We start from the raw sequence: 21,964 nt of genomic DNA on the forward strand, positions 1-21,964 counted from the left end.
ATTTAAAAAAATGAATTACAAAACACCTGGAGTCTACGTAGAGGAAATTGCAAAATTCCCACCTTCTGTAGCACAAGTAGAAACAGCTATTCCTGCTTTTATTGGATATACTGGGCAAGGACCGAAAAATGAGCCGACAAGAATCTCTTCTATGTTGGAGTACAAAACACTTTTTGGAGAAGCAAAAAATGACGGTGGAACAATCAAAATTTCTATTAAAGATGATGTTGTTACAGCAGATTTCGACAATAGTAAATTAGGTATCTTCAAAATGTACTATGCGATGCAAATGTATTTTGCTAACGGTGGAGGACCATGTTATATTGTTTCTGTAGGGAATACAGCAGTAGGTTATCCGGTTGCAGTAGACTTTGATGATTTAAAAGACGGTCTTGATACGTTAGATAAAGAAGACGAGCCAACCCTTATTGTTTTTCCTGATGCTGAAGGTTTAAATGCAGGAGACGCTTATGATTTATACGAATTAGCTCTGGATCAGGCAGAAGATCTGAAAGACAGATTTGTCATTATGGATGTTCTTGGAGACGTTGAGGCATTTAGAACTTCAGGACCTAGCTCTGGGCCAAGTGGTGAGCGTTTAAAATATGGAGCAGCTTATTATCCGAAATTGGAAACTATCTTAAGCTATAACTTTGAAGATAAAGATGTTAAAATCACAAGTTATAAAGTAACAAATTCAGCAGGAGTTCTTGTAGATGTTACACCTGCTGTTGCAGATTTATTAGCATTGAAATCAAAGAGTTCAGAATTGTACAACCAGTCTAAAAAAGTAATTGAGTCTAAAAAAGTGGTATTGGCTCCATCATCATCTATGGCCGGAGTGTACGCTAAAGTAGACAGTACTTCAGGAGTATGGAAAGCCCCAGCGAATGTTGGACTTAACTATGTAGTAGCACCAACAGTGAAAATTTCTCACGAAGATCAGGAAGATCTTAACGTAGATCCGACAGCCGGAAAATCCATCAACGCGATCAGAACGTTTACAGGAAAAGGAACTTTGGTTTGGGGAGCAAGAACCTTAGACGGAAACAGCAACGAATGGAGATATGTATCCGTACGTCGTTTCTTCACTATGGTAGAAGAATCTGTGAAAAAATCAACAGAACGTTTCGTTTTCGAAGCCAATACAGCCAATACATGGATCCGTGTACAGACTATGATCGAGAATTTCCTAAACCAGCAATGGCAGGACGGAGCATTGGCAGGAAGCAAGCCTGAAGACGCTTACTATGTAAGTGTAGGTTTGAACAAAACGATGTCAGCTCAGGATATCTTGGAAGGAAGAATGAACATTGAGATCGGTATGGCGGCAGTACGCCCAGCTGAATTTATTGTGTTACGTTTTTCACACAAGCTACAGGAATCATAAAAAATACATCAAACTAAATAACAATTAAATATAAAAATAATTATGAGTACATATCCATTAGTAAAGTTTGCCTTTGAAGTAGATTGGGGCGGGACAAAAGTAGGATTTCAGGAAGTATCAGGATTAAATCTTGAAGTTGGAGTGATTGAATACAGACACGGGGCAAGCCCGGATTTCAGCAAGATGAAAATGCCTGGATTGACTGTTAACGGTAACGTTACCTTTAAAAGAGGAACGTTTAAGTCAGACAACGATTTTTATGCTTGGTTCCAGACCATTCATCTAAATACAGTAGAACGTAGATCCATTACGATTTCTCTTTTAGATGAGAACGGAGAGCCTGCAGTAACCTGGAAAGTGAAAAATGCCTTCCCTGTTAAATTATTGTCAAGTGATTTGAAAGCTGAAGGTAATGAGGTCGCTATTGAGACTTTAGAAATTGCGCACGAAGGATTAACTATTGAAAATAATTAATCATGGCTCTTTTATATCCTCCAACCAGTTTCTCTTTTATTGTTAACGGGATTTCAACAACAGAGGGTATTGACTCCAGATTTCAGTCTGTATCTGGATTATTAACAGATATTCCAACGGAAGAATATGCCGAAGGAGGCGAGAACAGATTTACTCATCAGCTTCCTTTGAGACCAAAATATAATAATTTAGTTCTTAAGCGTGGGTTAATCGTAAGTTCAGGATTGATAAGCTGGTGCAGAAATGCTATGGAAAACTTCGAATTTGAACCCAGAAACCTGATTGTTACTCTTTCAGGAGGACTACAGTCTACAGCACCTTTAATGGTTTGGAATGTAGTTGGGGCATACCCGGTAAAATGGGAAGTTTCAGAATTCAGCGCAGAAGAAAACAAACTTGCTATTGAAACAATAGAACTGAAATATAGATATTTCACAATACCTTCATCGTTAGCAAGCTTAGGCTTGTAATTTCTAAATCAAATCTAAGCACGTGAAAGTGTTTTAGCCTAAAGATAACTTTTAGCAAAATAATTTTTTCAAAAAATAACAGATTAGTCTATCACTAAGGCTGAACAGACTCTTTATGTGCTTAGATTTTTAAAATAAATATGTTAAATCATTGGTTTTTAATGTTTTAAATATTAATAATCGATTAAAAACAAACGAAATGCCAATAGAAATAAAAGAGCTTCACATTAAAATAAATGTGGACGAAAAAACAGCAGCAACGACGACAACGGCTCAATCGATAGATGAAGCACGAATCCTGAAGGCAATTAGCGAAAGTGTAGAGCAAGCAGTAAATATAGAACAACGTAAAAAAGAAAGATAATGAATAAGGTAAAAATAACGGCAAAAGAAGATTCAGCAAAAGTTTTTAATGCCCCTATAAATCCGACAAAATATTCATTGGCCTTTAAAAATGAATATAATTCTGAGAAAGCTTCTGGAAGTATTTTGGATAATCTGAAATATGAAAGTACTCAATCTCCAGAATTAGATCTTGAGTTTTTACTAGACGGAACAGGAGTTACTCAACAGAATACGGGTAATAAATTGATCAACAAAATCATAAAAAATGATCCATTTAAAAAAGACTCAGTTAGTGAACAGCTTAAAAAATTTTTAAATACAACAGGAACTTATGATGGAAAGATACATAAGCCACATATTGTTACAATATCTTGGGGAACACTGAATTTTGAAGGAGTTTTACTCGATTTAGTAGTGGATTATTCTCTCTTTTCAGAAAATGGAGCTCCTCTTAGAGCGATATTAAAAACAAAATTTAGAGGAACTGTTACACAAATAGAAGAAGCATTAATAAAAAATAATAGTTCTCCCGATCTCACACATAAAAGAACAGTACAAGATGGGGAAACTCTACCATTAATGACCGAAAAAATTTACGGAGATTCTAAATATTATTTGGAAGTAGCTAAGATAAATGGTCTTATCAATTTCAGACAGTTAAAACCAGGGACTGAACTATATTTTCCGCCAATAGAAAAAGTATCATAATATGAACAATAGCGGATATATAAAAACATCAAAAAATCCAGACTTAATAACTTATAAAGTGATGTCCGGAGGTACAGAATTGCCAGGAAAGTACGGGGTGAAAAGCATTGTCGTGGAAAAAGAAGTCAACAGAATTCCCTATGCTCGTATTGTTATTTTAGACGGAAGTGTACCGGAACAGGATTTCAAATTAAGTAATGAAGACCTGTTGATTCCCGGAAAAGAAATTGAAATCACAGCTGGATATCACTCTGAAGAGGAAACGATTTTTAAAGGAGTGGTTGTAAAACATAACATAAAAATCAGAAATGGTTCTTCCTATCTGATTGTAGAATGCAGAGATAAAGCTGTAAAAATGACCTTGGGAAGAAAAAGTAAATATTTCTACGACAGCAAAGACAGCGATATCATCGAAGAATTAATTGGCAACAGCGGTGCGACTGCTGATGTTGAAGCGACTTCAAACTCACATAAAGAACTGGTTCAGTATCAGGCTTCCGATTGGGATTTTATGCTGACGAGAGCGCAGGCAAACGGTAAACTTTGTTTTGTAGAAGATGGGAAAGTCAAAGTTGCTAAACCTGATTTTAGTGGAAAAGAGGTGGAAACAGTGGTTTACGGATCATCAGTACACGAATTTGACGGAGAAATTGACGCAAGAGATCAATTCAATAAAATTACAGCCAAAACCTGGAGCTATACCGATCAGGAACTGACGGAAGTAGAAGCGCAGGATCCGGCAATCAATCTTAATGGAAATCTTTCATCGGGTGATTTAGCAAAAGTTTTCGGAATTGAAGACCTTCAGCTTAAACATGGCGGAAATCTTACTCAAGGTGAGCTGCAGGAATGGGGAGATGCGAAAGCAACCTTCCAGCAATTAGCCAAAACAAGAGGAAGAGTAAAATTTCAGGGGATTCCATCTGTAAAACCGGGAGTTTCATTAACGCTGCAGGGAGTGGGGAACAGATTCAACGGAAAAATATATGTAACAGGAGTTCGTCACGAAATCGCCGAAGGAAACTGGCTGGTTGATGCTCAATTCGGACTTTCTCCGACATGGTTTTCAGAAGCCTACGACGTAAACGAAATGCCGGGTTCAGGAATTATTCCTGCAATTAGTGGATTACACATCGGAGTCGTATCGCAATTAGAATCGGATCCGGATGGCGAAGACAGAATTTTAGTACAAATACCCATTATCAATAACGAAGAAGAGGGAATCTGGTCACGTGTTGCCACTTTGGATGCAGGAGAAAACAGAGGATCATTCTTCAGACCGGAAATCGGAGATGAAGTCATTATCGGATTCATAAATGATGATCCCAATGATGCAGTGGTATTGGGAATGCTGAACAGCAGTACAAAACCGGCTCCCATTGTAGCTTCTGATGATAATAACGAAAAAGGATTCGTTACCCGAAGCGAAATGAAAATGATCTTTAATGATGAGAAGATTTCATACACCCTTGAAACACCAAAAGGTAAAAAAGTGATTCTGGACGAAGACGCCGATGTGATTAAAATTCAAGATGAACATTCTAATATTCTGACTCTTAATAAAGACGGAATCAGTATAGAAAGCGGGAAAGACATCAAGATTAAAGCTAAAGGCGACATCAGTATGGAAGGAGTTAATATCAATGTAAAAGCAAGCGCTCAGCTGAAAGCAGAAGGAAGTTCAGGTTCTGAGCTTAAATCGGGAGCAGTAACAGTAGTAAAAGGATCTCAAGTTAAAATCAACTAATACCATGAAACCGGCAGCAAGAATTACAGATATGCATACCTGTCCTATGGTAACAGGAACTGTTCCTCACGTAGGAGGACCAATCATTCCGGCAGGAGAACCGACCGTACTTATAGGCGGAAAACCTGCGGCAAGAGTAGGAGATAAAGCAGTATGTACAGGTCCGCTAGATACCATTGCATCGGGATCTTCAAGTGTTTTGATAGGCGGGAAACCTGCCGCACGAATGGGAGATTCTACCGCACATGGAGGGGTAATAACGGCGGGTGAAGCTACTGTTTTAATAGGCGGATAATATTTAAAAAGAGATTTTGTAGCAATCACAAAACAATATTTAAATAGGATCTATCTAAAAATAGAAATGTAAAAAACATCAATAACAAAACAGTTGGAATAACTGAAACGCTATGTTACAGATGCAGGATGTTACAATTAAATATAACCAATAAAGTATGAAAATAAATACAGATTTTTTAGGAATAGGCTGGAGCTTTCCGCCTGAATTTAGGGAAACTGAAGGGAAACTGGCAATGACCACAGATGTAGAAGACATCAATAACAGTCTTATGATCCTATTGTCAACACGCCCAGGAGAACGTGTCATGTTCCCCGACTACGGATGTGACTTGCAGGAAATGCTCTTCAAACCTCTGGATTTAACGTTAATTACCCAGATGAAAGGAATCGTTGAGCGTGCTATTTTGTACCACGAACCTAGAATAAACATTTTAAGTATTGAAATAGATACTCAGGAAGAACTTGAAGGAGAAGTTTTGATACACATTGACTACGAAGTAAGAAATACGAATACAAGAAGCAATATGGTTTTCCCTTTCTACCAGGGAGAAGCTACCGAAATATAATGAATTACAGGAGGTCTGTAGCCATTTTGAATACTACCAACATTACAATAAGTATTGCATCTGACCATAGAAAGATAAATATAAACAAATGAAAAAAACAGATACATTTTCACATTATCGTGAAGGAAAATCACAAATGCAGCGCTTTTTAGCAGAATTAGATCCGGGCAATCTTGAATTACACGATTTCGACTTGTTTGATTGGCTATTATTCGCAAACAACTTTGCTCAACGTGTAAACTATTTTGACAAAGATGATAATACAACACCACAGGGAAACTGGGGAAACTTCTTCCTGGGTGATGATGCCAATGCGATCCCGCGCAGGGAAAGTGTTGAATATAAAAGTATGAAAAAACAGGTTACAGACCTTATGTCCCAGTTTGAACAAGACAGCAGCCTGACTCCTCACCTGACCTTATTTGTTTGTTTCTTAAAACTATTGGATTTCTCTAAAAAAGCCTTCAATAATCTGACCAAAAGGCATTTGGATTTCTACTATAATGAGATCCTTCAGATTGAGAAAAATGATGCAAAAGCAGATAAGGTTTATGTAATCTTTGAATTGGCAAAAAAAGCTATTCAGGAAAAAATTCCAAGCGGGACATTGCTGGATGGTGATAAAGACGCCAGTGGAAAAAAACGTGTTTACAAAACAAATGAAGAGCTCATCGCCAACCAGGCAAAAGTAGTTGAGGTAAAAAGCTTCTTAAACGATGTTGAAAAAAGAGAGCTGAAAATGGCTCCGGTAGCCGGTACTGCAGATGGTTTAGGCGATAAATTATCAGAAGACAGCAACTATTGGTGGCCTTTTGGATATAATGCTGATGAAACCGTTTCGGACAAATCTATTTACAAAGAACTTCCAAAAGCTAAACTGGGCTTTTCGGTGGCATCATCATTATTTGATTTAAAAGAAGGCGAGAGAACAGTTAACCTTACAATCGATTTTACTAAAAATTCGACTCAGAAATTACAGAATATTTCAAAATCTGATATTGAAAACAATATTAAAGTACTTTGTAGCGGGGAAAAAGAATGGTTATCAGACATTGTTTTAAAATGTATTCAAAACGAAGAAAACCGCTTGGTGCTTTCTTTTACATTGTCAAAAGATTTCCCGGCTGTTGTACCATATAATAAACAGATATTGTTAGAAACCTTCCAGACCGATTTTCCGGTGGTAAGGTTTATGATTGAAGGAGAAAAATACTATGATGTATACGAAGCTCTTTCAGAAAAACTAATCAAAAATATAGAAATATCAGTTGATGTAAAAGGAGTAAAATCAATTCAGATTGAAAATGATAATGGAGCTTTAAATGCAGAAAAACCGTATTATCCGTTTACTGCGCAACCTATTAAAGGGTCTAATTTTTACATCAAATGCCCTGAACTATTTTCCAAAAAATGGCAAAAAGCAGACATTACGATCAACTGGAAAAACACTCCGGATTCTATCAAAGACTCATACAATGCATACGTCATTAAGCCGAATCAAAATATCAGCTTAAGTGAGTTTGAAGCGCTGAAAAGTTCATCAATTGTAACTTCTGACGCGTATTTCAAAGCAGATATCGCTTTGCTGGATAAAGAAATATGGTATGCAAAAGCTAATGGTGTTGAAGTATTTAAAAAATACGGAAATGCCTATAGAACTCAATTTTCCATCAATAATATAAATAATGAAGCAGGAACAAGTGAATCGATCAGATTAACGTTCAACCAGTCTTCATTGCAGGATGTATATCCGAAATTATACACACTGGCGTTGTCGAGCAAGGCAGATAGTAATAAACTCATTCCCAATGAGCCTTATATTCCTTTTGCGGAAGATCTGGAACTGAATTACAGTGCTAAAGAAAATGCTTACTCATACTTGGACAGAAAATCTGACGGAACAGCTTCAAAAAGCAAAGGAGTGCAGGTATACCATGAAGATGCATTCGGACAATACGAAAAAGAAGTTGAAACAAAAAGCATTGTACCGGTACACGAAAACGGAGGCGAATTATACATTGGTCTGGAAGCGACACCAAAAACAACCGTTTCATTATTGATTCAAATGTTGGAGGGAAGTGAAAATCCTTTGGTAGAAACTTTCCAGGAAAAAGAATTTATAGAATGGCATATCCTTTCAAATAATACATGGATTGATCTCTCAGGTGAGATATTGCAAAACGAAACCAGAAAGTTTCTGGAATCGGGGATTGTGAAATTTAAAATTCCTAGAGATATCAATACAGCCCATACAAGATTTACGGACGGATTGGTCTGGATCAGAGCCAAATCAAGAAGGAGCTATGATGCCGTATGCAAAATTCAGGGAATATATACACAGGCTGTTTTAGCAACATTCCAGGATCAGGATAATGATCTGTCTCATTTAAATAATGGACTAGAAGCAGAAACCATTGCGAAACTGATCACCAGAGTTCCTCAGGTAAAATCGGTGAGCCAGCCTTATAATTCCTTCGATGGTAAATATAAAGAAGCGGATACGGAATTTTACAGACGCGTTAGTGAAAGATTAAGACATAAACACAGAGCCATTACCCAATGGGATTACGAACAACTGGTATTACAGGAATTCCCGGAAGTCTTTAAAGTAAAATGTCTGAATCATACTTCCGAAAACTCCTATATGGCTCCGGGACACGTCACTCTGATGGTGGTTCCGAATATCCAAAATAAAAATGCCTTTGATGTCTATCAGCCGAGAGTAAGCCGGGCAAGTCTGAATAAAATTCAAAATTATGTCAATGAATTGAATACGATGCATGTGAACGCTCAGGTGATTAATCCAAATTATAAAGAAGCAAAGATTGAAACGAAAGTTGGATTAGTTGACGGGTATGATGAAACATTCTATCTCAAGCAATTAGACGAAGATATTAAAAAATACATATCGCCTTGGGCTTTTACAGACTCCAAAGAGATTGATTTTAATGTGGAACTAAATGTGAATCAGTTGATTACTTACTTAGAGCAGTTGTACTATGTAGATTATATTGATGATATAAAAATATTGGTAAACAATGTTTTACAGAAACAATCTCTAATCGAAGTAGATCCAAAATCAATCCTGGTATCTGCCAAACAGCACAATGTTGCTATTACAGATCAGGTATGTATTTAATAATAAACAGAACAGAACATAATTATGTCAGAAAATAAACACATTAGTATATCAAAAAATGTAGAAACCGGAGATCAGACCGATTTTCATTTTCTACGAAAAACGGGTATCCAATACATAGAAGAGCTGGGAGGTAAACTTTGGACCGATTACAACTCGCATGATCCCGGTATCACCACCCTGGAAGTTTTGAGCTATGCCATTACAGATCTTGGAATGAGAATGAACCTGAATATGGAGGATATCTTAACATCCGAAGATGAAAGCAAAGATATTCAGACACAGTTTCTAAAAGCTACTGAGATTTTACCTTCAAGACCTTTGAACGAGCTTGACTACAGAAAGTTGTTTATCGATATCAACATGGTGGCAGGTCATAAAAGACCCATCCGCAATTGCTGGCTGGTTCCTAAAACCGAAACTTTATATGTTGACTGTAAAACCGGACAGCTGGACTTTAAACCGATCGGAGAAAAAACACAGCATTTCAATGTAAAAGGATTGTATGATCTGTATGTAGATTATGCCGAAGATATTGATGATTTAGAAGGTGCTGGATGCGGAAAATCGAATGTCAATATTCAGATATTGGATCGCTACCACGCCAACAGAAGTCTTTGCGAAGACTTGGCTGAAATTAAACAAATCGAAACTCAGGCTGTGGCTGTATGTGCCCGTATCGGACTTGTAAATAAAGCCGATGAAGAGTTTGTGCATGCTAAAGTATTAAGAGCGATTAATAATTACCTGTCTCCGGAAGTTCATTTCTATTCCTTGAAGCAAATGCTTGAAAAAGGGCTGACTACAGATCAGATTTTTGAAGGACCCCTTTTGGAAAATGGTTTTATCGATACCGAAGAACTTCAAAACAGTCAGTTAAGAAGAGAAGTCCGTCTTTCTGATATCATCAGTGAGATCATGAAAATTGACGGGGTAAAAGAAATCCATGAAATTTCTATCGCGGGATGTGATAATGTCGTAAAACAGAGCAACGATTGGCTGATCTGCATTGAAAAAGGCAGAAAACCTGAACTGTGTGAACTGAGTTCATTCAGCTACAGTAAAGGATCTCTTCCTTTAAACATCAATGATAAACAGGTTCAGGACTATCTGGAAACCCTTAAAAGAGAGGAAGAAGCACTTAGAGAAGATGCAAGACAAAATAAAGAATTGCCTTTACCGCAGGGAACTTCTTATGATATCGCGAACTATGCGACTATTTTAAATGAATTTCCGGATACCTACGGAGTGGGAACATCAGGGATTATAGGAAATCAGAATCCGGAGAGAGAAGCGCTGGCAAAACAGCTGAAAGCATATTTACTGTTTTTTGATCAGATTCTTGCCGGCTATTTCAAACACCTTGAAAAAGTAAAAGAAATACTAAGTGTAAATGGTGGTTTAAAAAGAACATTCTTTACACAGGCTCTTAAAAACATCAAAGGTTTTGATGAGCTGGTCTCTGATTATGATACGGAAAATGATGATGAGCTTACAGATTCATTATATGAAGAACTGGACAACAGTGTGGAACGCCGAAATGAAATTTTAGATCATCTGATTTCACGTTTTGCCGAAACATTCAGTGACTATACTTTCTTAATGAAATCACTGTATGGAAAATCTACCGACGAAATTGTTTTAAGCAACAAAGAAAACTTCTTAAAAGAATATCCTTCATTAAGTAAAGATCGTGGATTAGGCTACAATTATATCTTGTTTTCAGATGCAGATGTTTGGAATACTACAAATATTTCCGGAGCACAGAAAAGAATCGCCCGTTTGTTGGGAATTAAAAACTATACCCAGAGAAATTTATCACAATCAGCTGTTTCCATTATTAAAGCAAAAGACAGCGAGAATAAAGATATCTACTCATGGAAAATAAAAGATGCCGATAGTAATATTATCCTGTCATCGGTAGATACTTACAAAATTGAGTATGCTGCCACCAAAAACTTAAATGAAGCCGTTTACCAGACGATTCAGATCGATCAGGAAGACCTCGAAAATGAGTTGGAAAAACTGAATGAGAACAATCTTCAGGATACGATAGATAAGTTAAGAGAATGTAAGGACAATTATTGCCTGATTGGAAATATAAAAATCCGTGTTTCATTAGGTGGTAACTTCTATTTTGAAATTATAGATGATACGCAGACGGTGATCGCTGTTCATAAAAAAACGAATCCTTATACGACTCTCGGAGAGCTGAAAGAAGGAATCAGAAAGACAGTAAAGTATTTTAAATATGAGTTTACAGAAGAAGGTATTTTCCTTGTCGAACACTTATTGCTGAAGCCGACTACTAAAGATTATAAACTCATGGGTGGGATTGGCTGTATGTCTATCGAAGGTACCTTTAAGATCATGTATGATATCGAAAACGAAGAAGCGGCAACAGGTTCGGTAGAATATTCAGAAGCTTTCATGTCTTCTTGTGAAGAAGATTGCGAAACAGATGTTTTTGATCCCTATTCTTACCGTGTAAGCGTTGTTCTACCTGGTTTTGCCTACCGTTTTCAGGATCCTGATTTTAGACGCTATGCCGAAACGGTTATCAGACAGGAAATTCCGGCTCATGTGCTGGCAAAAATTTGCTGGGTAGGAGACCGGTTGAGCGAAAAAGAAACCGCTCAGAATGATCTTGCTGAATTTGAAGTGGCTTTCAAGAAATATCTTTCAGATAAATCCAGAAATAATACTACGAATTTAGGAAACAGCATTCATGATTTACTGCTTGCTCTTACCCACTTAAATAACATCTATAGACCGGGAAGACTTCTGGACTGTGCGAGAGATGATAATGACAGCTTAGACGGAAAAATCATATTAGGACAATCAAACATATAAAAATTGACAAACAATGAATACTAAATTAGAGAATATAACAACCCAATATAGAAAGTTCAACGAAAATCAGGCGTTAACGGAAGGGCAATTAAACGAATTCATAGACTATTTCGAAGATCAGGACAGATTATCAAGAACCCGTTTGAGTGGAGTAGGTTTGGTATGCGGTTTTGAATCGACATACTCTGATCTTACACTGTTGCCTACCAAAAAAGATTCTCAACCCGTAAAAGATAGTGTTTTAGACAATCTTAATACACTTTTGATTACTCAGGGTGCCGGAGTTACTACGGACGGAGACCTGATAACACTGCGTAAGAAAATAAGTAGCCCGTCAGAAGTTGATATCAACTTCGAGAGCATGAGGTATAAATATTATAGAGAATATGAAGATACTATCAGATACAAACATTTCCGTATCGATGGTAAACAGGTGCCGCTTTTAGAAGTGATTACGCAGAATGAATTTGATCTGCTAAATGATAAAACAGGTTTCAAGGAATTAAGTTTTATCCGTAATATCTATGATAAAATTATCATTCTGTATTTAGAAAGCTATTCTAACGATGAGTCACCGTGCGAAGACGCTGATTGTGATAATACAGGAGCAGAGCAGGTTTCTAATCTTAAAGTACTTTTGGCAGATTCTCAGGTCGTTACAGATCTCCTTTCTAAAGGCGATGCGAAAGACACGATTTATAATGTTCACAATGCGTATGAAGACCTTTATGATCACTTACCTAAAATAGAAGCTAAGAGAGTTATTTTAGATGCTACAGTTAAAAATTCATCGAACTTAAGAGAAAGATTTCAAGCTGCGAATACAGTTATTGGAGACTTAAGTGACGGTTTTAATGCCATTGCGGCGACTTTTAACATAAGTGTAGATTTAAAAGGGGAATCGCTTAGCCGAAAATTGAAATCTTTATTGGAAGATGCTGACTCAAAATTTGACGATTATCAGTATCGATATGATTTGCTAAAAGATTTGATCGATACCTATAACGAGATAAAAGGGTTGATCTTGGATCTTAATGCAGAATGTTGTCCAGGGGTAGCTTCTTTCCCTAAGCACCTTATGTTGGGGCCTGTTGGAGCAACATTAAAATTGGGAGAATATACCCGTTTCCGCCATGGTTTTTATAATTCACCTGTAACGACAAATGATGATGAAAATTACGAGAGAATTATAATGCTTGCCAATCGTTTTGTGCAGAAGATAAATGGGTTCCAAACCTATATCGGACCTGTTAAAATCACCCCTTCCAATCTTTATGTAAGACTGGGTGATAAAGCGATTCCATATTATTATAATGTAGATCAGTCATTATTGGAAAAATGGAACTTTGAAAAAACAAAGACCGATAGAGAAACTTATAATTTAAGTTATCATACAGCCAATTTAGCTACTGATGATTATGTTCAAAATCCATTGAATTATAACATTGATAATAATGACTTCTATAGAGTTGAAGGACATTTAACATTACCTTTTGAGACTGCTTATCAAAATATCATCGATCTTAAAAAACAATACGGATTGGCTTTTGATGTTACTGTATTGCTTTTAAATGAAGGTGAAAAAACGGAGCGCGCTCTTACAACTACAACTGAGTTGAAAACAGTTTCCATCGAAGGGCTTAGAAAACAGCTTATCTCAATTTCCAGCGATATCAGCAGAGAAAAAGGAGATACAAAAGCTGCCTTGCTAAACCTGTCTAAAATAGACACTCAGCTGAAATTACTAAACAAAGTTGAATTTGCAAAAGCTACAGGAGTAGAAGGAGATGTTACGGTTGTAAAAGAAGATCCTAGAAAAGAAGAGATAGCAACTGAACTTTTAAGCGAATTTTTAGAACGAAAATCAGGTCTGGAGCACAGAGCTGGGGTAGAACCGGGAGGAAGTCTTGTTTTAATTGCCGTATCGGCTGAAGATAATCAGGTGATTGCAGATTTCTCACTGCCTTATCTATGCTGTTCTAAAGAAAAACCAAATGTGCCGCCTATTGCTACGGACGATAAGGCTTCATGTATGCTCGGAAAAACTGTCATTATATCTGTTCTGGATAACGATTATGACGCAGATAATGACATATTAACTGTTGTTAAAAAATCAGATCCTACTCACGGAACCGTAGTATTGAACAGCAATGGTACATTCACTTATACTCATAACGGTACTGCTAATCTTGAAGATTCATTTAAATATTGTGTGAATGATGGTAAAAATGACAGTAATATTGCGACGGTATTTATTAATATTAAATCAGCACCGGTAGCAGTGAACGATCACGCTTCAACATCAATTGGAGGATCTGTTAATATAGACGTTAAAGATAATGACTATGATTTAGGAAATACTCCATTAATAGTATTTATAAAAACTCAGCCTACTTACGGAACAGCAGTGTTAAACGGCGATGGTACGATCAAATATACTCATAACGGTTCAGTAAACCTTACAGACTCGTTTACATATTATATCAACGATGGTGAACTAGATAGTAATATCGCAACTGTTACGATCAATATTGCACCACCTCCATGTGATTCAGGTATGGACGTAGTATTCATATTCGATTATACAGGTAGTATGGGAAGTCAGATTGGAGCTGCTAAAACTGGAGCAGGTAATATTGTAGCAACTATTGCAGAGCAATCACGTCCTAATGCTTATAGATTGGGTATTGTACTTGCTGACGAATATACCTCCGGAACGGTTTCTAGTTATAGTACGGCTCCTGCTTATACAAGTCTTCCTCTTGCTCAGAGAATCATCAATACAGGATTTAACTCAACGAGATACCAGTGGTTAACAGCAATGGAAATAATGTCTGATAATAATGTTGACTCTTTCAAAGCACAGCTTAATAAACTTAATAATCCGGCAGGAGGATTGAACCTTGGATCTGGAGTAGGAGCTCCTGAACCTACTGATATGGCATTGAGCAGAGTGGTAGAGCGTGATTTTGCCGGAAGATTTAGAGATGGTGTAGCAAAATATGTTATTATAATAACAGATATCACGCCTGGTGGTAATGATGACGTTGCCAATGATGTAGATGTTGCTGAAATAGACAGACTGAAAGGTATTTGTGTTGGAAAATCAATTAAGGTGATTGTACTGGGAGATGGTGTTAATAGTCAGATCAATGGAAGGTATATCTGGAGAGAATTAGCAAATGGAACAGGGGGTTCTTGGAACTCAAGTTATAATGCAAGCGCTATTCAGGCTGCCATTGTAAATGGTTGTGGAGGGAGTAAATAAAGGTGTGGAAAAACGCACAATTTAGATATTCTGCAATTATAACATACTTCTTAGGTAGAATACATTTCTGCCTAAGAAGTTTATAAAAATTACCATAATCAATCATTAAAAATGAATCATAATGAATAATCAATTAAGTAATATATCGACCCAATACCGAAAATTCAGTAAAGGGCAATACATAGAATACACCCAGTTCAACGAATTTTTAGATTTTTTTGAAGATCAGGATCGTCTATCCAGAGTGATGCTGCAGGGAGTGGGGATTGTATGTGGTTTTAAACCGGATCTTATGTATACGAGCGGTCAGTTGAGCGGGATACAGCTCTCTCAAGGGATTGCTCTGACTACCGACGGAGATTTGCTCACCTTAAATACGACCAGTGAGGTAAGCAAAGATTTGTATGTAAGCGATTTGAAAACCATCAAAATAGACAGCAAAAAATATACACACTTTAAAGCGTATGATAATTTCAAAGTAAAATATCCTGCTTTTAATGATGGAACCAATGGTCAGATCGAACTATGGGAACTGGTAACAGCCCAGGAAGCCAATACAGATTTTCAAACCGTCAATAACCTTTCAGATTTAGAAGATAAATACCTTTTACTGTATTTAGAAAGTTACGAAAAAGAAGTTAAACCTTGTAGAGGAGTCGATTGTGACAACCACGGAGTTCAGCAGATTCGAAATCTCAAAGTACTCGTTACGACAGCAAAAGGAATCAATATTCTTCTTAGAGGAGATAACATGCAGCCTCATCCTTTGTTCATAGAAAATGTGATGGGAGAGGTAAAGCTGGAACGGGCAATTGCAGAACGTCTTATTTTAGAAAAAGGAATTGATACGCAGCTTTATTCTTCCAACCTAAAAGAAATGTACACTACTATTATCAGGAAGAGTGGATATGGTGAGGCTATTTTTAAAAAAATCAATTCAATCTCTGAGATATTAGGAATTCCTGCAGTTGATCAGGAGGTTTTCAAAAATGCAATAGAAGAATGTTTTGTACCCAATGCAGGCTATCAATATGCTTACGACGTTATTAAAGATTTGGCAGATACCTGTTCGGAGATCATCAAGATACTTCCTAAATCATTTACAAAATGCCTTCCTGATTTGCTTTCTTTTCCTAAACATATTATGCTTGGGAAACTAATATCAGATGTTCAGCTGGACCCGTCAAGACATCGGTTTTACAATTCGCCTGTATTGGATGATGAAAAGGCCTTACAAAGAGTCAAGGCATTGATTGATCGTTTTAAGCTGCAGGTACAGCATTTCAGATATACCGAAACTTTTGAAGGTGGGGCACAAATTAAAATTACACCTTCCAAGAAAGGAGGTCCTTTGAGCAAAAAAGCCATTCCGTTTTACTATCAGATTACGGAAGAATTTTTAAAAGCATGGGATTTTGATAAAACATACAATAGGTCTTCAGGATACAATTTAGCATACGATGCGAGTTTGCTGTCATCAGACAAACATATACAAAATCCGATGGATTTCAATATCGATGACAATTCGTTTTTTAATATTGAAGGTCATCAGGGAATGCCTTATCAGGATGCTTTTGAACAGATAAAGAAGATCAGGGACGAGAAACAGTTGGGATTTGATATTATGGTTTTGTCTTTGGCTGAGCTCATAGATAACAAAGATATGTTCAAAGCTTATTTCAACGAATATGTAGATAAACATCCGGGATTGGAACATCAGCGAGGAGTAGGAAAGAAAGGTACTTTTGCGATTGTGTATGAGATTAATGGGAGAGACTTAAGAGTTGTGGCAGACTTTTCAATCCCTTACATCTGCTGTACGCCGAAAGTTGACGTTAAATTAACTTTACCAACCTCTGTTATTTGTACTAATGCAAGTCATATACCTTTTACCGTATTCCCGATGAACGGAGTTGTGAAAGCTAATACGGATTTGGATGCGGGTGTGGAACTGATCGACAGACAATACTTCTTTAATCCGGCATTGGTAGACCCTGAATTGTATGATGAGGAAATTACCTTTACTGTAAACGGAAAACCGACCAACTGCAGCATCAGAGTCACTAAACAGAAAGATGTAAAAATCGATATTGTTGATATTGTTTATCCGACAGACGGTTCGGCTGCGACAACGGTATACTTTAAAGTTCAGGAAGCAGATAGGAATGACTACACCTACAGTTGGGATTTCTGGGGCAATGGCGATCTGGTGAATCTGAAACCGGAAGGAGAAGGAAGATTTACTTATACCTTCCGCGATTTGAATCCGAAGATCATTCCAACAATAAAAGTGAGTGTAAGTAAAAACGGATGTACTCAAAACATCGAATTCAGCGATTGGTATCTCGATGAAGGTCCTTCTACTGTAATAACGGGTGTTTATTTTACAGATAGTAATTGCTGTGAAGGTACTGTTTCAGTTCCTGTTATTACAGCAGGAGTAAAAGGTCCGGATAGGGTTAACACCTCCGAAAAGCTTTTTAAATTAGAAGGAGAAGGAACCAGTTCCGGCACTTCAAAGTTTATATATTCCTGGGCTAAAATAAAAGGTCCCGCAGTAAAGCTTACAGGCACTAATAAATCTACTCTTGAAGTTACAAATTTAATGGCTGGAGAATATGTTTTTGAGCTTACGGTTCTTGATGTTAGCAGCGGCGAATTCGCAAAATCTAAAGAATTTGTAGTCACTGTATATTCCGAAGACAAATAATAAATACTGTAAAAAGGGATGGTTCTTTGATTAGAAAATCATCCCTTATGTATCGATAAATAATAATATAATAATAAAAAACAGAATATAATGGCAACAGCAAAATGCAATATATCATTTAGGATAGATTATACATCTTCTGTACCAATAAATAGTGGGATTTTGTACTATAGAGTCAAAAATACGACGGGTTCATATACTGAGTTTGGTATAATCTCGGTGCCGTCTAGTGGTGGTCTGATAAACATTGCCGGTTTTCAGGGATCAGGGGAATATGACTTTATAGTTAAATTAATTACAGATAAAGGGACTGTAGAAAAAGTAGGTACTTTTACGGTAGGAGTTTGTAGTCCTCCAGTATGCGAAATTCCATCTATTAAAAAATTGTATTGGGAGACCGATGATCAATTGGTAATGGAATATTCGGTAGATGCTAATAATTTAGAGACACCGGAATATCAGATAGCAACAGATCCTCATTTTGAAAATATCATTTATTTTAAGGTGGGGTTCGATTACAATCCGATTGAATATATTAATCTGAGTGATCTGAATATTCCTGATGGAACTGCTTTGTATATAAGAGCGAGGAAGCATTGTGAGCCATCCGGAGTTTCTGATTGGTCAAATGTAGTAGATTTTAAATGGGTTAATCCGGCAAAAGCTCCTTATATTTTTAAAGCTTATTGTGTATCGGGGTTATATGAAGTTCCAACAAATATTGCAGAATTTAAAGCAAGTATTTGTTGGACAGAGGGACTAATTAAAACTGTAAATCTAGATACCATAGAACCGGGAACAGGAAGTTTTATTTACCTGAATGATGGGATAACCCCAGCAATACCAGGTAATTTGTCAGATTTTGACATTCCTGGTGGAGCAAGTAGCGGGTTCAATGACCGTGGAATAGCATGGATTAGATTTGAAGAATTTAAACCGAGTTCTATTTTTAATGTAGATCCGGAAACCGGACGAATCGGTGAGATTTCCCGCTATTCATGTGATAGCTGATCTGATGATATAAACTAATAAAATCCTCAATTTTGAGGATTTTATTAAGTTCAGCAGTTCTTTTGAACTACCTTCTATTGTTTTTACGTCTTGTACTTATAATGTTGAAAAGCTTGGCAACATCCTGAAGGTGGATTTCGAAATCATCATAATATTCATTGAGAGAATGAAGGGTGATAATGCCTTTTTCGACATCGTGGTTGACGATTCGCTTTACCAGAATGCCTTTCTCTTTGTGAACGATGACAAAATCCCATTTATCATAATGTAGCTTGCTCAGCCAATAATCTTGTCTGATGTTTCTGCATAAGATAATGTCACCCTCCAGATAGCTTTCATACGATCCGTTATCCATGCTGTCTCCTTTTACTTCAAAACACATGTATTCACCACGGTGTTCTACATCATCCGTAAAAGGAATAGTAGGTAAGCTCTCTATATATTCTTCATCTGCAAAGCTGCTTAGATAGCCGGCTTGTGCATATTGATTCGCTAGCGGAACATTCATGATTTTTAAATCTGAAAAAACAACAGGAGAAGCACCAATATTTGATTTCTTTTGTTGCTCCTGAAGTAAATTGGTAACAAAATAAGCCGTTGTTTCCGGTATTTTTCGTTCGCCTTTTTCCCAATATTGTACAGCTCTCGTACCAACTCCTATAGATTTTGCTATATCAGCCTGCTTCATGTTAAGCTTCTTTCTGATTTCTTTGAATTCTAAATAGTTCATTTTGATATGATTAGGGTTATTTGTGAAAATTAATACGTAAAAAGTTCATTTTTTATTTTTAAAAACGAACAATGTTCGTATATTTGTTTCGCTGTTAAAATGGTACAGTGCAAATATACAAAATTATATGAATAGTTTAATGTTTTTTTGAAATTTAAAACGATTGATTTTTTTTACTAAAATACTTATAATCAATATTTTGAATATTTTTTTTACATTGATTGTACTTTCTGTTTAGATTTTTTGTTTTTGTTTTATTCAGCGCTATATAAAGCTAAAATGATTTTTTAAAATCTAAAATAAATGTAAAAATTGCGTGTTTTTGTAATTAAATATTGCTTTTTGTTCATATTAAAGTGATTTTATTGGTGATAAAAATGCGGTTATTTATGATTGGTTAAAGTGACGTAGCGGTTAAGCTCTTTTGTTTTTTCGAAAATAAAAAAAAGAAACCGAAAAATGCAGATCAGTCTTACTGCTTAATATATAAAATGTCGATTAATTATAGCTATCAGTAAGATTATTAATACATTCCAAAAGCAAACAAAATTTGTGAAACGGGCACAATTGTTTTCGAAGACCATTCAAAAATAAAATGTTGTGCTCTTTTATAAACAAGTTACCAAAAAGTAAAATTTGAAAGAAAGAAGCTGGGGATTGTTTCGATGAAAAATACCAGATATCGGCTTCTAAAAACCAAAATTAAATAATGTAATTAAATAACGATTCAAAGGCCTGAACTATGCCTTTAGGGTTCGTCGTGGTCTCAATTGAACGGTAAAAAATGAAGAAAAAAGAAACATTGTCTGATTCAAAAAAAAAATTAAAACATAAAATAAACCTTTAACCAAAACATGAAACGTAGCAAAGAATTGATAGAGAAAAGAAAGAGTTTTGTCATTGAATATGTAAAGCGTAATCAAAACAAACAGATGAAAGTAATTGTAACCGAGTTGACAGAAATGCTGTTCCTGTCCGAAAGAACAATATATAATATTCTTCTTGAAAGTTAATATAAAATAAAGTTCAGTTTTGGCATTTAAAATAATGCTATATCGAAGCTCCATTGAAATGATCGTTTAGAGCCGATAGGAACTCGCAAAAGATAAAGAAAATTCAAAGTTATTATACTGTTCTGATAGGTATCCCGTACATAAGATGAATTAAAGGGTTTCCACATCTTCCTCAAATGTAAATATATAGGTAAAATACTAAGGTGAAAAAGGGTTTTTGCTTCTTAGCTCTATTCTTTTAAGTGAAACAAAAAAGCAAAAACCTTATGGCCTTTAACTGTCAGAAAATCAATTGTAAAAAGACTAAAATTCAATAGAAACCATGAAAAAAAAAGAAAAGAAAAAGAAGAAAAAAGCTAAAGAGAAACTACAAAAGCCAAGTAGAGATATCTATGACCTTATCGATGAATTAGCCTATGTAAATAAAAATGGAAATATCCGAAACAGCAAACGGTTCTTAGATGATATGTACATGCTGAATGAAGATTAATTACCGATCTACAAACAGGCGAAAATGAAAAATTTTAATAAATAATATAGAAGAAAAAATGAATTTGGATAGTATAAAAGCTCTGTTAATCGGTACTGCAATCGCATTTTCAGGAGGATTACTAAGGGTGCTGGTTTCCATACAGAATAAAGAAAAAAAACAGCCGTGGGAACACTTGGTCACTTTGGCAATTGTAGTTATTGTTGGTTTTACAATGAGTTATTTAATGAACAGAGCCGAGCTGCATGATAAATGGTATTCAACAGGAGTGTTGTTTGTACTGGGTTACGGATATGATAAATTCCTGAAAATGATTACAAACAGTTTACCTAATTGGATTGAAAAAGCAGTGAACCTTTTTATAGAAACCCGATATGGGGTAAATACAGAGAGACCATCTGATAAAGAAGAAAAGACGGATGACAGACCCCAATAAAAAATAAAACAATATAATAATGATATTGGAGACCTGTCATATTCAGCACTGAGAAGGAAAAAAATAGATCTGCAAAACGAACTTACTCTTACACCATTGCTGTAAAAAGATTCTTAAAAACTCTTTACTGCAACTACAGAATCAATCGCCCCAAAAGCAAGGAATTCTTCTGAAAAAGAGTGATTTTTGAACTAGAAAAACTAAAAACTCTACAATAACAAGAGAATAAAAAAACTTGAAGTGGTTCGACATTACCTGTTTCTCATCGCCAATTAAGTGCCACTTCCGATTACTTAAATTCTTTTAAAAAAATCTAC

General features: G+C 36.1%; 17 protein-coding genes. 16 read left to right on the forward strand and 1 reads right to left on the reverse strand.

The features are described from left to right. The first annotated feature begins 10 nt into the window (after nt 1-10). From JI747_RS11915 to JI747_RS11975, 13 genes are all read left to right on the forward strand, one after another. Nucleotides 11-1,390: a phage tail sheath family protein gene (locus tag JI747_RS11915; protein WP_225688936.1), complete on the forward strand. Its 1,380-nt coding sequence runs from the start codon at nt 11-13 to the stop codon at nt 1,388-1,390. A gap of 42 nt (nt 1,391-1,432) precedes the next feature. After that, nucleotides 1,433-1,864 carry a phage tail protein gene (locus JI747_RS11920; RefSeq protein ID WP_225688939.1) on the forward strand — a complete coding sequence of 144 codons (432 nt, stop codon included), beginning with the start codon at nt 1,433-1,435 and terminating at the stop codon, nt 1,862-1,864. 2 nt (nt 1,865-1,866) lie between these two features. Beyond that, complete coding sequence (locus JI747_RS11925; protein ID WP_225688941.1) at nt 1,867-2,334, forward strand: phage tail protein; 468 nt, start codon at nt 1,867-1,869, stop codon at nt 2,332-2,334. Between the two features lie 199 nt (nt 2,335-2,533). Further along, complete coding sequence (locus JI747_RS11930; RefSeq protein ID WP_225688943.1) at nt 2,534-2,698, forward strand: DUF5908 family protein; 165 nt, start codon at nt 2,534-2,536, stop codon at nt 2,696-2,698. Next, nucleotides 2,698-3,387 carry a CIS tube protein gene (locus JI747_RS11935; protein ID WP_225688945.1) on the forward strand — a complete coding sequence of 230 codons (690 nt, stop codon included), beginning with the start codon at nt 2,698-2,700 and terminating at the stop codon, nt 3,385-3,387. Before JI747_RS11930 ends, JI747_RS11935 begins: the two co-directional genes overlap by 1 nt. A gap of 1 nt (nt 3,388) precedes the next feature. Continuing rightward, a complete protein-coding gene (gene vgrG, locus JI747_RS11940; RefSeq protein WP_225688947.1) occupies nt 3,389-5,134 on the forward strand; it encodes a type VI secretion system tip protein VgrG in 1,746 nt (581 codons plus the stop codon). Between the two features lie 4 nt (nt 5,135-5,138). Beyond that, complete coding sequence (locus tag JI747_RS11945; protein WP_225688949.1) at nt 5,139-5,429, forward strand: PAAR domain-containing protein; 291 nt, start codon at nt 5,139-5,141, stop codon at nt 5,427-5,429. A 157-nt stretch (nt 5,430-5,586) separates the two neighbouring features. After that, nucleotides 5,587-5,997, forward strand: a complete 411-nt coding sequence (locus tag JI747_RS11950) for a GPW/gp25 family protein (protein ID WP_225688951.1) — start codon at nt 5,587-5,589, stop codon at nt 5,995-5,997. Nucleotides 5,998-6,085: 88 nt separating this feature from the next. After that, entirely contained in the window at nt 6,086-9,136 is a 3,051-nt protein-coding gene (locus tag JI747_RS11955) for a baseplate J/gp47 family protein (protein ID WP_225688953.1), read from the forward strand. 24 nt (nt 9,137-9,160) lie between these two features. After that, nucleotides 9,161-11,989 carry a V-type ATP synthase subunit I domain-containing protein gene (locus JI747_RS11960; protein WP_225688955.1) on the forward strand — a complete coding sequence of 943 codons (2,829 nt, stop codon included), beginning with the start codon at nt 9,161-9,163 and terminating at the stop codon, nt 11,987-11,989. 13 nt (nt 11,990-12,002) lie between these two features. Further along, entirely contained in the window at nt 12,003-15,257 is a 3,255-nt protein-coding gene (locus tag JI747_RS11965; RefSeq protein ID WP_225688957.1) for an Ig-like domain-containing protein, read from the forward strand. Between the two features lie 121 nt (nt 15,258-15,378). Then, complete coding sequence (locus tag JI747_RS11970) at nt 15,379-17,967, forward strand: PKD domain-containing protein (RefSeq protein ID WP_225688959.1); 2,589 nt, start codon at nt 15,379-15,381, stop codon at nt 17,965-17,967. Nucleotides 17,968-18,057: 90 nt separating this feature from the next. Beyond that, complete coding sequence (locus tag JI747_RS11975) at nt 18,058-18,978, forward strand: hypothetical protein (RefSeq protein ID WP_225688961.1); 921 nt, start codon at nt 18,058-18,060, stop codon at nt 18,976-18,978. Nucleotides 18,979-19,045: 67 nt separating this feature from the next. Here JI747_RS11975 and JI747_RS11980 read toward each other — a convergent pair whose 3' ends face one another. Beyond that, on the reverse strand, nt 19,046-19,708 hold the full coding sequence (locus JI747_RS11980) for a S24 family peptidase (protein WP_225688963.1): 663 nt from the start codon (nt 19,706-19,708) through the stop codon (nt 19,046-19,048). 854 nt (nt 19,709-20,562) lie between these two features. Here JI747_RS11980 and JI747_RS11985 point away from each other — a divergent pair. The 3 genes from JI747_RS11985 to JI747_RS11995 all read left to right on the forward strand — a co-directional run bounded on the left by JI747_RS11985 (nt 20,563) and on the right by JI747_RS11995 (nt 21,647). Beyond that, nucleotides 20,563-20,721 carry a hypothetical protein gene (locus JI747_RS11985; protein WP_225688966.1) on the forward strand — a complete coding sequence of 53 codons (159 nt, stop codon included), beginning with the start codon at nt 20,563-20,565 and terminating at the stop codon, nt 20,719-20,721. 322 nt (nt 20,722-21,043) lie between these two features. After that, nucleotides 21,044-21,211, forward strand: coding sequence for a hypothetical protein (locus JI747_RS11990; protein ID WP_225688968.1), 168 nt, complete (start codon nt 21,044-21,046; stop codon nt 21,209-21,211). A gap of 58 nt (nt 21,212-21,269) precedes the next feature. Beyond that, nucleotides 21,270-21,647: a hypothetical protein gene (locus JI747_RS11995; protein WP_225688970.1), complete on the forward strand. Its 378-nt coding sequence runs from the start codon at nt 21,270-21,272 to the stop codon at nt 21,645-21,647. Nucleotides 21,648-21,964: the final 317 nt, after the last annotated feature.

It is taken from the genome of Chryseobacterium tagetis (assembly GCF_016735585.2).
Classification (GTDB): Bacteria; Bacteroidota; Bacteroidia; order Flavobacteriales; family Weeksellaceae; genus Chryseobacterium; species Chryseobacterium tagetis.

What these genes read in the sequence shown, in the direction of transcription:
- JI747_RS11925 (WP_225688941.1), top strand. Translation starts at nt 1,867, where the DNA reads ATGGCTCTTTTATATCCTCCAACCAGTTTCTCTTTTATTGTTAACGGG.
- JI747_RS11970 (WP_225688959.1), top strand. Translation starts at nt 15,379, where the DNA reads ATGAATAATCAATTAAGTAATATATCGACCCAATACCGAAAATTCAGT.
- JI747_RS11975 (WP_225688961.1), top strand. Translation starts at nt 18,058, where the DNA reads ATGGCAACAGCAAAATGCAATATATCATTTAGGATAGATTATACATCT.
- JI747_RS11990 (WP_225688968.1), top strand. Translation starts at nt 21,044, where the DNA reads ATGAAAAAAAAAGAAAAGAAAAAGAAGAAAAAAGCTAAAGAGAAACTA.
- JI747_RS11950 (WP_225688951.1), top strand. Translation starts at nt 5,587, where the DNA reads ATGAAAATAAATACAGATTTTTTAGGAATAGGCTGGAGCTTTCCGCCT.
- JI747_RS11995 (WP_225688970.1), top strand. Translation starts at nt 21,270, where the DNA reads ATGAATTTGGATAGTATAAAAGCTCTGTTAATCGGTACTGCAATCGCA.
- JI747_RS11980 (WP_225688963.1), bottom strand. Translation starts at nt 19,708, where the DNA reads ATGAACTATTTAGAATTCAAAGAAATCAGAAAGAAGCTTAACATGAAG.
- JI747_RS11935 (WP_225688945.1), top strand. Translation starts at nt 2,698, where the DNA reads ATGAATAAGGTAAAAATAACGGCAAAAGAAGATTCAGCAAAAGTTTTT.
- JI747_RS11955 (WP_225688953.1), top strand. Translation starts at nt 6,086, where the DNA reads ATGAAAAAAACAGATACATTTTCACATTATCGTGAAGGAAAATCACAA.
- JI747_RS11985 (WP_225688966.1), top strand. Translation starts at nt 20,563, where the DNA reads ATGAAACGTAGCAAAGAATTGATAGAGAAAAGAAAGAGTTTTGTCATT.
- JI747_RS11920 (WP_225688939.1), top strand. Translation starts at nt 1,433, where the DNA reads ATGAGTACATATCCATTAGTAAAGTTTGCCTTTGAAGTAGATTGGGGC.
- JI747_RS11965 (WP_225688957.1), top strand. Translation starts at nt 12,003, where the DNA reads ATGAATACTAAATTAGAGAATATAACAACCCAATATAGAAAGTTCAAC.
- vgrG (WP_225688947.1), top strand. Translation starts at nt 3,389, where the DNA reads ATGAACAATAGCGGATATATAAAAACATCAAAAAATCCAGACTTAATA.
- JI747_RS11960 (WP_225688955.1), top strand. Translation starts at nt 9,161, where the DNA reads ATGTCAGAAAATAAACACATTAGTATATCAAAAAATGTAGAAACCGGA.
- JI747_RS11930 (WP_225688943.1), top strand. Translation starts at nt 2,534, where the DNA reads ATGCCAATAGAAATAAAAGAGCTTCACATTAAAATAAATGTGGACGAA.
- JI747_RS11945 (WP_225688949.1), top strand. Translation starts at nt 5,139, where the DNA reads ATGAAACCGGCAGCAAGAATTACAGATATGCATACCTGTCCTATGGTA.
- JI747_RS11915 (WP_225688936.1), top strand. Translation starts at nt 11, where the DNA reads ATGAATTACAAAACACCTGGAGTCTACGTAGAGGAAATTGCAAAATTC.